Genomic DNA, 14096 nt, shown 5'->3' with positions numbered 1-14096 from the left:
TAGAAAAATCATGGATCCGTTATTACTAGACTATTACAACAAAGAACTCACTTTCATGCGTGAAATGGCCGCTGAGTTTTCGCGGCAACACCCCAAAATTGCAAAACGTCTGGGTATGCAGGGTATTGAAATAGCGGATCCCTATGTAGAAAGGATGATAGAGGCTTTCTGTTTTCTCACAGCACGCACACAATTAAAAATTGACGCTGAATTTCCGCGATTTACCCAACGTCTGCTGGAAGTCATTTATCCGAATTATGTCACACCCACCCCATCAATGGCGGTAGCACAGCTTCATCCCAGCCATTCGGAAGGTGATTTCCACCAAGGATTTAAGGTACCCAGACATTCTACTTTTCGTGCCGGTATTCCAGTAGGAGAAAACACAGTTTGTGAATTTCGCAATAGTCAGGAAGTTACATTATGGCCAATCCAGATCATTGAAGCCAGATTAACCGGGGCACCGCCTGACATGCCGATGCTCAACCGTTATCTGCCGGCTCACACTAAAGTAACCGGTGCCTTACGTCTGACCTTACGCACATTTGGTGAAATCAACTTTAATCAGATTAAAGGTTTGGATCGCTTACCTATTTATCTGTGTGGTGAAGACAGAATTGCATCTCATCTGTTTGAATTATTGCATACCAGTGCCGTTGCAACGGTAGCCGGTTATCCAGGAAGTTTCACGGGAGCATTAGACATTAATGTAAAAAATGCGGTCGTGCATGAAGGGTTGGAACCGGGAGAAGGGTTACTACCGCTTACATGGGATGTTTTCCATGGACATAATTTGTTGCATGAATATTTTAGCTGTCCAGAACGGTTTTATTTTTTTACACCGACAGGTCTATCCAATGGTCTGAGCAAAATCAATGCTAATGTAGCTGAAATTATCATTCTGCTGGATCGCATTCCGGATAGCTGGCTAATTAATCAAACCAGTACAGAACAATTTGCTTTGTTTTGTACACCACTAATTAATCTTTTCCGTAAACGTACAGACAGGATAGAACTGGATACAGCCCGCACTGAGTTACATCTGGTTGCGGACAGATCTCGGCCACTTGATTATGAAATTTATACAATTGAAACTGTCCACGGACTGAAACCACAGACTACAGAAGAACTAAATTTTCGCCCGCTTTATAACTCTCTTAATAACGACGAAGGTAATTACGGCCGATATTTCTCCCTGCGTCGTGAACAACGCAAACTATCCGACAATGCCCGAAAATATGGTACCCGTACTAGTTATATTGGGACAGAAATTTTTCTGTCTTTGGTAGACCAGAATGAAGCACCTTATCCTGAATATCTGCGTTATCTTTCGGCTACCGCATGGTTAACCAATCGTGATCTGGCAACATTGGTTCCACGCAATGGTATTGATGATCTTTCCATTGATGATTCCGTACCAGTTGAAAGTATCGGACTCATCCGTGCACCACGCCCACCGCTGGCGCCATTTGCAGAACGGGAGCTGGCATGGCGTCTTATAAGGCAACTGTCTTTCAATTATTTACCATTGTCTGATATGGCTCATCGCCCAGGGGGTCAGGCATTACGGGATATGCTAAGACTGTTTGTACCAACACATGACAGCCCACAACTGCGCCAAATACAAAGTTTGATAGGAGTCAAAACTGAACCAGTAACCCGACGTTTACCTGGTGCAGGTCCTTTGGTATACGGAAGAGGTGTCAAATGCGAGCTGACAATTGACGAAGACGGATTTTCCGGCATTAGTCCTTATCTGTTTGGATTAGTAATGGAGCACTACTTATCGCGTCATGTTGCCATCAATACGTTCACACAAACTGCTTTGCATAGTATCCAGCGTGGTCAGATTGCGCTTTGGCCAGTACGGATGGGCGGTAGGGGTGCAATCTAATGAAAGAGATGGACAGTTCGCCCAATACAGATAAAAAAAAATGGCAAGACATTCTGCATAAGGCTAGCGAGAAGCCATGGCGTTATGGGTATTTAAGTCTGATGCGTTTTTTTGGTGCTCAATATCCGCTTCAGCTACCAATAGGTGATGCTGTACGACCACAGCAAGAACCGTTTCGGCTGGGACAATCACCATCACTGATTTTTGCTCCACGCGAAATTGCTTCAACTTCTTTAACATCAGAAGGAAAATTTCGTATTCAATTATTCGGATTGGGATTGTGGGGAGCCAATGGTCCTTTGCCGATGCATTATACTGAAATTGCCCTGAGCCGACGCGACAGTAACCGTGACAGCACATTAGTAGATTTTGCTGATCTATTTCACCATCGCTACCTGACCCAATTCTATAGTGCGTGGCAAAGCGCTCAGTCTGCTGGCGGTGGACTGGATAGACAGGACGCTGAAGAATTTTCTTTTTTTATAGCCAGCCTTAGTGGTCAGAGTCTGGAAGAATTTGCTGAAAGCCCCTTGCCATCTCATCCCAGATTAGCGGCAGGAGCACATTTAGTGCGCGAAGCCCGTAATCCAGATGGAATGACATCAACACTGTCTCATTATTTTGGCGTACCCTTTACCCTTGAAGAATACGTATTACACTGGATTGCCGTTGCGCCCGAAGAACGTACCCGTCTGGGTATACCCGGACCCGCATCAGTGATAGGAGAAGGCGCATTAGTAGGACAGATGGTACCAGATCGACAGCATAAATTCCGCTTAACTATTGGCCCATTGAATTTGGATGATTACTTACATTTTTTACCTAACGGACGCGACTTACCACGCTTAATCGAATGGGTTAGGGCGTTTATCGGATATGAATATGAGTGGGAAATACAACTACAACTGAATCCGCGTTCAGCCCCTCCAGCGCAAATGAGTTCTGACCAGCGTTTAGGATGGACTACCTGGCTGGGTCAGTCTATGAATGATCTTCCAGTGGCGGGTATGACGTATGAACCAGAACAATATTCCAGCATCAGACAGTTGTGAGAAAAAGATGAGCAATAAAAATATAAAACAGAAACACCAATATGCAGACTTGCTTGCTCCCGTTTCTGCAGAACAGCCATGTGGCAGTAATCTCGAATATGACCCAGAATTTCTGCTGTTACTTTCTAAATCTACCGAACAACCTGAAGCTCAATATGGTGATTTCGTTAACAAACCGGAAGGAATTAACTGGAATGAAGTTGAACGCGATGCACTAAGATTGTTGCTACGGACTAAAGACATCCGAATTTATATTATCTTTCTGCGCAGCAGAATCCAGTTAAACGGAGCCAAAGGTCTTCTTGAAGGATTAAGTTTACTTGAAGAGGCCTGCACCACTTATTCACAGGAAATATATCCACAGATTGAATCAGATGAAAATGGTGATGAAGAGGATGCGGCACTGGTTCGCAGTAATGCGCTTGCCGGTCTGACAGACCCGCAAGGTGTTATGGCAGATATTCGCGGGATTGTCCTGTCTAGTAATGCGGCATTGCGATTACAAATTCGGGATGTAGAGCGCTCTTTATCAATTCCCCGTCCGGCTGATGCTCTGGCTCCAGACTCCGTACGGCGGCAATTGCTTGATTTGCGTCTGCGAAATACACCGGCGCTGATAGCACTAGATGAAGTGCTACCAATTGTAGAAAAATTGCAAACATGGGTCGATGAGAATTTAAAACTCAATGCACCGGATTTTAGTTCGCTAAAAAAAATATTGAGCTATTTTCAGGATAATGAGAACCGATCTGCCCCCAAAAGAGAAACACCCGAAGAAAATAACCTACCAGAACAAAACAACACCCATATTTCTAACGCACCTGAAATTATACAAGAAGATGTAGATTCTTCTCTTAATCACGAATCCCTTACAAATGATGTTTTACAAGAACTGATGCCTGTAGCTATTGCCGACCGTTATGACGCCCTTCAGCGCATTGAGGATATACGTCACTGGTTTGAAGCCAACGAGCCCAGCAGCCCTACTATCCCCCTCCTGCGTCAAGCAGAACGCATGGTGGGTAAACGCTTTTCCGAAGTAATCAATGCAATACCACTCGAGTTATTGCAAAAATGGGATGAAGAAGAAACGTAAATTTTATAATTTCTTTATCGATTGACGTTTAAAACTTCAGACTTAATTTTAATTGAACTTTATCGTATAAATCCATTAGTAACAGGATTCATACCTTCGATAATGCCGTATAGGTGTTAAAAAATTATTATCAACCTGAAATTACCAGAAATTTTGTTTAACAGTAGTATTATTCAAGCCTATATTGTTATGATACTTTATTAATTAAATTATCAAAACATCATAGAATAGAAAAAGGACTGAATCAATCTACGATTCAGTCCTACTCACTTCATATACTTAAATCAATGATCGTTACCAGTTTACCCTCAGTCCCACTGAACCATTAACCGGTGACTTCACATGTGCATCATTCCCATTAGACCAGGTATGGCCGATTTCGCCATATGCTTTTACTTTATCAGTAATTTCATAGCTTCCACCGATGGCCATTTCAGTATTTGCATGAGAAGCACCAGTACGCAATGTTGTAGAGGCAGCTTTAGTTGCAAAACTGCTGGTATCTGCACCATTAGGAGAATAGAAGAAATTTAAACGCGCATAAGGTCGCAGTACACCTTTATTCACCGGATAGTTTCCTTCCAAACGTCCACCCAAACGGAATAACCATGCATTGTCATGATCCTGCCTAACTTTGGTATTACCACTGATATCAATATCATTCAGATCTAGCCATTGATGCATAATTTGTGCCTGAGGTTCGAACTTCCAGCTACGGCTGCCAAGTGCAAATGGCTGGCCTACTTCTACAGAAGCCGTGATACCGTGGCCTTTCTGTTTACTGTTTGATGCATTATCCGGCTTGATATCAGCATTGTGGCGTGCGCCCTGTAACACTACATCCAGATAGGTTCCACTATCTCGGGTATAGTTACCATATGCGCCTAGGAAATAGGACTTGGTGCTGTTTTTACCAACTTTGCCATCTACTCCACTGGCAAAACCATCTACATCCAGATTACCGTGCAAATAGCCCAGATAGCCACCAACTCTCAGACCATTACTGGTCCAAACATCACTGCCTAGTTGTAAACCGGCGTAATTACCCTTGCTGCGAACATCAGCTACACCGCTCTGACGAATATCGCTGCGATTCGCAATCACTCGGCCCCATGCCTTGCGTTCATCTGGAGCAGGTGTCGCACCAATCCGCTTATGCATATCCGCTAGCATCAGACTATCAGCCTGACGCAGTTGAGCCCCTACAGCACTTAATAATGGTACTTCCCTACGATATGCAGTTTTGGGTTTTGTTTTGTTTCCAGTATCAGGAATTTTTTCAGATAACAAATTCCATTTATTATCTTCACTTTTTTTCAGTCGGTATTCATAAGCACCCGCATCAACATGATCACGAAGCAAGGTAAACACTTCACCATCAGCTTTGCCATCTGCTGAAACGATTTCAACCCCTTTTGTACCGGCAGTATTGGCTCCCAGCCCACTTACATCAGTGAAATCAATCGCAGTCCTACCCGTGGCATCTCCCGTAATATGTAATTTATCAGCCTGATTCTGTTTTGGCGTCACTTCCATAAGCAGCTTACTGCCTTTATTACCGTGATAGTTACCCTGAATAGTGAGGCGGTCACCCCCATTACCGTTCACCATATTAATGCTACCAGAATTTTTAACATTACCTTTTACGGCCACTTCGTGCGCTGAATCTTCCGTAGCACTATTTGAAACATTATCAAGCTTTAATTCGGATCCAGAACCAATATTGAGGTTTTGGGTATTCAGATTGCCTGTTAATGTCAGTTTAGCTGATTCTCCCAGATTAATATCTTCCCAGTTAATAATGCCTACCTCTCCATTTCGAGAAGTTTCTGAAGAACCACGCAGACTGGTATTGAGATACAGTTTATCAGTACTGCTATCTGGCCCGGTATCATTATCGTTGCCACCATCCAGTACAGTCACTCCAGAAATATCTGAGCCATTATTGATAGTGAGCGTATCGTTGCCTTTACCAAGATTAATTTGGCCAGCTACTTTAGAACCACCATTTAAAATAACATTAGCATCATTATCACCATCTATAATCGCTACCCCTGACACGGCAGAAACATCTGCACCACGGTTCAGAGTAATATTACTAATCCCTGCAGTTTTTTCGGTTGTATAAGAAACAATACCATTTGGAATATTAGTAGCAATACCTGCACCACTACCCCCCGTCACCTTACCGGCAACACCAACTGTAATATTGCCACCAGTTGCATTAACAGCAATGATACCGTCTGTACCACCAGTAATATTTCCGGCAGTTTGATCTACTTTGATATCTGTCTTAGCACCCGTGTCACTCCAGTTTATATTGTTTGCTTGAATACCAGCGCCTTTGGTTCCTGTTACATTTGCTGCAGTTGTAATTACTGTTGAACCTTTGCCTGTATTGGTTGCCAATATTCCGCTCTGGTCACCCTTAATTTCACCTGTGCTCTGGGTAATAGTGATGGCATTGGCCGTTTCACCATTGAAAGCAGAAATACCACTTCCATATTCTCCCGGTCCAGTAGCTATCACTGTTCCTATTGTAGTGATGGTGGTTGAACCTTTGCCAAAATTATTTGCACTGATGCCGCCTGCTGTGCCCAGAATTTTACTGCTTTCCGCCAACTGACTTATATTTAGGTCAGTGGTATTTTCTCCATCATTTAATGCATTAATACCTATACCAGTACCATATTCAGTTTCTGGTTTGTCAGCTTCCTGAAATTGAGTGCCTGTTGCACTCACATTGCCACTCACCTGAATATTAACCGCACCCGATTCGTAGTTGTTGGCATCTATACCACTAGCAACACCTTTGATTTCACCACTTTGCTGAACAATATTGATACCGCCTAAATATGCTTGTCCATTTTCATCACCGGCTTTTGTTGCGACTTTTTTATTTAAAGCAAATGCTGAACTTGTATCTTCACCGCTTTCATCAATATCTGAAACTGGTGCTGTACCTGATACAACCTGAATTCCGGCTCCAGTTTTACCTTCTACTTTACCGGCTGTAGTCACTGAAACTTTTCCACCAGTTTCATTAACAGCAGTAATACCATCTGTACCACCAATAATGCTTCCGGCAGTTTGATTAATAATGATATCGGTCTTCGATTTGGTTTCTGCTCTTGTTTCAGTATCAGGATAATCAAAGTTCATATTAGTAACATCGATGCCGGCGTCTTTATTACCAGTAACATTTCCTGCAGTAGTGATTTCGGTATTGCCTTGGCCGAAATTACTTGCAGATATGCCTTTTTCTTTACCTTTAATATTTCCTGAAGTCTGGTTTATATGGATTGCTTTGGCTGTTTGAGTATTGGAAGCGGCAATACCAATACCATTTTCTGCTATGCCATCAGCAATTACCGTGCCAGCAGTAGTAATCGTGGTAGAACCAACACCTGAATTGGATGCCGTAATTCCTGTTGCTCCACCTTGAATTAAACTGGCGGCTGAAGACTGAGTTATATTCAGGTCCGTAGCGTTTTTATTATTTATGGCAATAATACCACTACCAGAATTATATCGTTCACTGTCTGGATTTTCAGGATCTTCCGGAATGGTTGCATTACCAGTTGAGCTTACATTACCGGCTATATCAATATTTGTTGCTCCCTTACCCTGATTATTTACTACAATTCCGTTAACTGAACCTTCAATTTTACTGGGAGCTGACTGCGTGATAGTCACATCTTGAGTTTTTTCACCACTATCTGCGTAGACGGCTGTTGTTGCTGCTATTGTTCCTGCAATATTAATTTTGGTAGAACCAGTACCATTATTAGATGCCATAATACCGGTGTTTTTAGCTTTAATGATGCTGCTTTCTTCCTGATTGACTGTAAGATTAGTTGCTTGTTCAGAGTTAGTCATGCTAACCGCATCATCAAATAGAAAATTTTCATCTGTTGATTCAGCAGGATCCTCGGAAGAAGGAAAAAATAAATTTCCTGAAGAAATAACATCTCCTTTTATATTAACAGTGGTTTCTCCAGTTCCGTTATTCAACCCCCAAATACTACCCAAATCCCCTTTTCTCTCAAGTTCTACTCTAATATTCTGGCCATCTTTCAAATTAAAGACTTCAAAAGGGAGGGCTGGAGAGCCTATACCATTATCCGAATCAATATTGCCAATAAACACAATATCTTTTCCGTTGGCTTTATCTTTATCTGAAATTACCAAGTCTTCTGCTGCGGAAGCAACATTTGCACTTAATGCGAGTGCACCTAGCAAGGTAAGTACTTTAACTCCTACAACTTTTCCACTTTTGCGAGCCAATTCTGAAGTCACCACATAAGCATGTTCTCTGGCATTCCAGATAAGTTTATATATTTTATTCATAAATCAATCTATCTATAATTGTAAGTTGGTCTTTGTTAACACTATATAAATATAATGCAATTTATATTAACATTTAATTACATTATAAATCAAACCTATATTTTGGCTTAAAAAATACATCTATTGATACATATCAATTAAATTTTAATTGATATTTAAGTTTATTTTTAAAGTATAAGTTATTTATTAGAATTTATATTTGTGATAATTAGAGGAAAACGTTTTAATTACAACTTAGTTTAATAGATAAAAAAGATGAATTAATCCCATAAACACGATTCAATTACGCATTTAATTGAGATGATTTAGCTAGTATTTACCAACCACTCTAAATTAATAAGATATTTGAATAATAAACTACGAGAAAAGTTTATATTTAAAATAGTCTAATCTGGGTAGTAAACATCTTTATTCGTTTATATGAATAAAACTGAATTTTTTTAAATTAATCAAAGCTCAATCTATTACTGACATTTATAAATAAAAATAAAACATAAGCATATTAGTATCTAAATTTTGCATTCATTACAGACCTTAAAAATTTTTAAAAGATATACACAAGCAAGCTCGAAACGCTAGACCAGTTTTAACCTACATAAATAGCATGTAGCATATAAAAATAGTCAAACTTCAACTAATTATGTTGAATGATATCGTTTTGTTTTATACCCAAGCACTGATTCTTGCTGCTGAAGAAAGACGAGTAATTATGTAGGAATAATATTAAAAATCTTCAGGTCTTAATGGATGTCAATTATCTTTATAAATTCACTAACTGCTTCCAGAATATAACCACCTACTCTGATGCCTTGTTTTCTACACACTTTCCAGACTAGATGAAAACTTCAAATTATGCATTAATAAAATCATTAAACAACAGTATAGTCATAACTCCAAGCTTTATATCTGGCCTAATGCGCATCACTGATTAATGAATTTTATTCATAGGTGTAATAAATCCAAGTATCTAGTTTTACTCTTTATAATTCAGTATATTACAAATTATCCAGCCATCAATGCTCATCAACAAATATATGATGAGAATAGCTGAATATTAATATTATATTTGTATATTATTTTATACCTAAAAATCACGTTTTTAAAACTTAAGAACGATAAATTGGAATCTTAAAAACAAAGGATGGTTACGAATCAACCTGCATATTAAAACCCATACTTTTAAAGAGTTATTTACAACAATTAGTCACATCTTTAAATCTTAACCGGAGAAATAAATATGAATTATTCCTTTGATAATAAAGTTGCTTTAGTGACCGGTGCTGCTTCAGGTATAGGCCTCGCTACTGCTCGTGCTTTTGCAGAATCAGGTGCAACTCTCGTCCTTGCCGACATCAATGCAGAGGCAGTAAACAAAGCTGCTCAGGATCTTGTTGCGAATGGATTTCAAGCAGAGGCAGTTATCTGCAATGTAGCCAATTTGGATGATATAGAAGCAATGGTAAAGCATATTGTTTCTACCTATGGCCATCTCGATATTGCGTTTAATAATGCTGGTATACAAAATGTTTTAGCAGAAACTGCCGATGCCACAGCAGAGGATTTTGATCGTGTAATGAGTGTAAATCTGCGCGGAGTATGGGGATGTATGAAATATGAACTGATACAAATGCGCCAGCAGGGCAATGGTGTGATTGTAAATTGCTCATCCTTAGGCGGAATTCTCGGTGGGGCTGAACGTGCTAATTATCATGCTGCTAAACACGGTGTATTAGGATTAACCAAAAGTGCGGCATTAGAATACGCTACACGCAATATTCGCATCAATACTGTCTGTCCCGGATTAATTCGCACGCCTATGTCCGAAAAAATGGCAGCATCTGGACAAAAGGAAGCCTTAGATGCGATGGTTAAAACTGTACCGATGCAACGCCAAGGTCGGCCCGAAGAAATTGCCGATGCCGTGCTATGGCTAGCTAGTGACTGTTCCTCTTTTGTTACCGGACAATCCATCTCAGTCGATGGTGGCTTAACCATGCGCTAATACGATTAACAATAAAATGGCCGAATAGGAGTAGCAAGTATGTCAAAATATAATCTGATTTTTGTGTTCGGTTAACAGTCAGTACAGTTACATTATTATTTTTCTGCGAACTAGGGTACAGAAATTAGCAACTGACATAGATTCCTGTATCAATTTAAAAAAAATTGGTATTTGTTTCTGATATTAAATATGCATTCAGAGTGAATAAGATATTTTTTTATATTTTTTATAACTTTAAACAACATTGAGGAGTATCTACTAACAATCCAATACTCTATCCGTCTAATTCTCCTACCTTACCGTGATAACCTAACCAGCATGCATCATCTTCCAATATAGCATCCTTATTGCAACGACTTATATATTTTGCGATGAAAATATTAGGTATTAGATTACAAGTAATATAACACTCAATTTCTGTTCAAATTTCAGCTTAATCGAAAATCCAGAACATAACTGCAATTCTTTTATTGGTACAAAACAAAACTCTGTATTTTATAGTCAGTATGCATACCCTACAAAAAACATTTATACAAAATAATGTCTAACTCCTGCTTAGAAAGACTACTAATAATGGGTATAAAGCTTAAATTACATATATTTTATTCAGAAAAACATGCAGTTTATTCCTTAGTTAAACACTCAAAAACTAAAAAACATGTTTGTTAGCAACTAAACAACGCATGTTGGTAAATTAATATTACATTAACATACAGACTAAATCACGATTACAAACAAAAATGAAAACAGTGCCTGCAACCAAAAGGCTATTAAAATAACAGAAAAGAAAATGAAGATGTGATCGAGGATAACACTTTAATTGTGTAAAAATATAAACAACAATACAGAATCGAAACAACCCTATTAGTGCAATAACAATTTGTAATTTAACTACGTAATGACAAAATATAGACACACAGGCCAAGTTAGAAGAAAAATGGCAATAGCCATTTAAGAAATATTATAGAGAATATAGAAGAAAGATGGTGGGTCGTGAGCGATTCGAACGCTCGACCAACGGATTAAAAGTCCGCTGCTCTACCGACTGAGCTAACGACCCGAGAGCGCGCATTTTAGGCAGGAGTGTCGCTGCTGTCAAGTCCTTTGCTGATTTCCATCTGTGGCAGAACAGCACTAAACGTACTGCCTTTTCCCACCACACTTTCAATTTCCAATTTACCGCCATGTTCTGCCAAAGCATGTTTAGCAATTGCCAGCCCCAGACCAGTGCCACCACTCTGGCGGGAACGGCCAGAATCGACCCGATAAAAACGCTCGGTTAGATGAGGAATGTGTTCCGCGGCAATACCACCTCCAGTATCGCTCACCTGAAAAATGGCCTGTTTAGCATCTGGTGCAACATCCTGACTCCATAGCCGGATGCTGATGGTTCCTTGAGGCGGCGTATAACGTACAGCATTAAACAGCAGATTACTGAAAGCATTATACAAATCCTGCTGAATACCATTCACCCATATATCCGACGCCAACTCAGAGATAAAAGAATGCTTCTCTGCCGATAAAAGCATTGCTTCATGCACCACTTGCTCAGCCAAAGCCGTCAGGCAGACAGGCTGTCTACGCGAAGAAATATCGGTCTGGCTTTCTAGACGTGATAAGGTTAATAAATCAGCCAGTAGGTTGCGCATACGCGCACCCTCTTTACTCATCAGTTCGATAAATGACTGCCGCTGCTCCTGTGGTAATTCGGGCATATCCGTCAGTGTTTCCAGAAAACCATTAATAACTGTCAAAGGAGTGCGCAGTTCATGTGAAACATTGGCCACAAAAGCGGTACGTGTCGCATTTAGCTGCTCTGCCGCTGTAATGTCCTGCGTGATAATCAGAGTTGCCTGCTCGTCAAATGGTGTACGGATAATATTCAGTATTCTTGGTAAGCCACTGCCATTTGCGTCAAAAGTAAGCTTGATATTTGCAAACTCAGTATCCTGCTCATGGAGAAACTGTTGAAAATCAGCTTTAGCGATTAATTCAGCCAAATTGCCATCAATATCCCGCTCGGTATCAAGATTTAAATGAATGGCTGCCATATGATTCAGCCACTGAATACGGCCATCCAACCCCAGTATAAGCACCCCTTCGGGTATGGTTTCAGCAATACGATTAAACCGTAGTAAAGCCACTCCCAGCTTCTGCTTGCGTTTTTTACGGCTTTTGGCCTGTAGCATTAAAGTATTGAAAATAGTATTCCAAATACCAATACCTTGTGGCACATTACGAAGCTTTGGCCGTTCCAGCCAGCGTACGAGTTTAATTAGATGATACCAGTACCCCACTAGCCACAAGAAAAAAAGAATACACAGACTGATCACTACAGACTGCACACCACCAGTTAGCAGTGACAGCATAACAACCACAATCAGTGTAATCAGTATTAAATAAAGGTGACGACGCAGTTCTGGCATAAATAAATTCCATCCTGCCTGAAGAAAGATTCAGTATGAATGACTACAAGGAAAACCGATAGCCACTGCCACGTACTGTCTGTATCAGGTGCTCATAGCCTACGGTCTCGAGTCCACGCCTTAAGCGACGGATGTGCACATCTACCGTACGTTCCTCAACAAAAACATGGTCTCCCCATACTTGATCTAAAAGCTGGCTACGGGTATAGATTCTGTCTGGATGAGTCATAAAAAAATGCAATAATTTAAATTCGCTGGGACCAAAAGCAACTGCCTGACCATTAACCCGCACCCGCTGCTGTACCGGATCCAGCTCCAGCCCTTGTATCGACAATGGGGTACTGGTTTTTTGTGGAGCCCGGCGGCGTAACAATGCATTGATACGCGCTATCAGCTCCCGCGGTGAAAAAGGTTTGGTAATATAATCATCTGCGCCCAGATTCAGCCCCTGCTCCTTATCCGTTTCTTCACCGCGTGCAGTAAGCAAAATAATCGGTAAATCACGGCTTCTGGAATCGCGGCGCAGCTGGCGGATAAAATCGATACCGGAAATACCCGGCAGCATCCAATCCAGCAGCAGCACATCTGGTAGTCTGGATTGTAAAAATGGCTGTGCTTCTTCCACACTAGGTACACATTGCACGGCAAATCCGGCCTGCTCCAGCGTAAATTGAATCAGAGTGGCAATGGCTGCCTCATCTTCTACTACTAGAACCATTACATCTGCCATATATTTTCCTGAGCGGATAAATTGTTACCGTGTCAGATTAGCAAATTAATCAGAAAATACAACCTATCAGCAAGAAAAAACCTGTGCCAGAAAAGATTCTGCTGCACAGGTTAATAATTGGAGTAACCTTTTTCATGCTAACACAATATCAGCGGATATTGCAGCAAAAATGCATAATTAAAATGACAATCCACGCAAATGATTGCCGTCAAGTGGATAAATTACATTTTAATATTTAATTATCAATCAGTTGATAGATTTGCCAGAATGTTGTGAAACTGTCAGATAAATGCATTGCAGGCTGCCACTTAAGATTGAAAAACTTAGAAACCTTTAGATGAAAGCAATAATATTTCAATTTTTTAGCTTAGTCAGAAAAATATTTTAAGACGTAAAAAGCCAGTATGGCGGATTTATACTATCCCATGGCAGAGTAGAGAGATTAGTTCCTGATAAATTATCCAAAGCTGAAAAATTTTTATTTCAATAGCCTGTATCACAAATAACTAACCTATGCTTTAAGCTCCCAATAAATTAATACCCGTA

7 protein-coding genes and 1 tRNA gene are annotated in these 14096 nt (G+C 40.3%); 4 read left to right on the top strand and 4 right to left on the bottom strand.

Features of this window, described 5'->3' with window-relative positions:
• The first annotated feature begins 10 nt into the window (after positions 1-10).
• The 3 genes from tssF to ABU615_RS07280 are packed head-to-tail and all read left to right on the top strand — an operon-like array spanning position 11 to position 4042.
• Entirely contained in the window at positions 11-1894 is a 1884-nt protein-coding gene (tssF, locus tag ABU615_RS07290; protein ID WP_267404438.1) for a type VI secretion system baseplate subunit TssF, read from the top strand.
• A complete protein-coding gene (gene tssG / locus ABU615_RS07285; RefSeq protein WP_367417745.1) occupies positions 1894-2946 on the top strand; it encodes a type VI secretion system baseplate subunit TssG in 1053 nt (350 codons plus the stop codon). Before tssF ends, tssG begins: the two co-directional genes overlap by 1 nt.
• A complete protein-coding gene (locus tag ABU615_RS07280) occupies positions 2909-4042 on the top strand; it encodes an ImpA family type VI secretion system protein (protein ID WP_370387688.1) in 1134 nt (377 codons plus the stop codon). The genes tssG and ABU615_RS07280 overlap by 38 nt, the downstream gene beginning before the upstream one ends.
• A gap of 294 nt (positions 4043-4336) precedes the next feature.
• On the opposite strand, the gene ABU615_RS07275 is transcribed toward ABU615_RS07280, so the two are convergent.
• On the bottom strand, positions 4337-8392 hold the full coding sequence (locus ABU615_RS07275) for an autotransporter outer membrane beta-barrel domain-containing protein (protein WP_370388758.1): 4056 nt from the start codon (positions 8390-8392) through the stop codon (positions 4337-4339).
• A 1237-nt stretch (positions 8393-9629) separates the two neighbouring features.
• Here ABU615_RS07275 and ABU615_RS07270 point away from each other — a divergent pair.
• The gene (locus ABU615_RS07270) at positions 9630-10394 is read left to right on the top strand and encodes an SDR family NAD(P)-dependent oxidoreductase (protein WP_370388757.1); all 765 of its coding nucleotides are present in this window, start codon (positions 9630-9632) and stop codon (positions 10392-10394) included.
• 984 nt (positions 10395-11378) lie between these two features.
• Here ABU615_RS07270 and ABU615_RS07265 read toward each other — a convergent pair.
• The 3 genes from ABU615_RS07265 to phoB form a co-directional block, all read right to left on the bottom strand.
• A tRNA-Lys gene (locus tag ABU615_RS07265) sits at positions 11379-11454 on the bottom strand.
• A gap of 13 nt (positions 11455-11467) precedes the next feature.
• Complete coding sequence (gene phoR, locus ABU615_RS07260; RefSeq protein ID WP_367490058.1) at positions 11468-12820, bottom strand: phosphate regulon sensor histidine kinase PhoR; 1353 nt, start codon at positions 12818-12820, stop codon at positions 11468-11470.
• A 43-nt stretch (positions 12821-12863) separates the two neighbouring features.
• A complete protein-coding gene (phoB, locus tag ABU615_RS07255; RefSeq protein ID WP_100141432.1) occupies positions 12864-13550 on the bottom strand; it encodes a phosphate regulon transcriptional regulator PhoB in 687 nt (228 codons plus the stop codon).
• Between the last annotated feature and the right edge of the window lie 546 nt (positions 13551-14096).

Source organism: Snodgrassella alvi (assembly GCF_040741455.2).
Taxonomy (GTDB): domain Bacteria; phylum Pseudomonadota; class Gammaproteobacteria; order Burkholderiales; family Neisseriaceae; genus Snodgrassella; species Snodgrassella alvi_E.
Note: the sequence above shows the minus strand (reverse complement) of the source record. Positions and strands in the feature narration are given on the sequence as shown.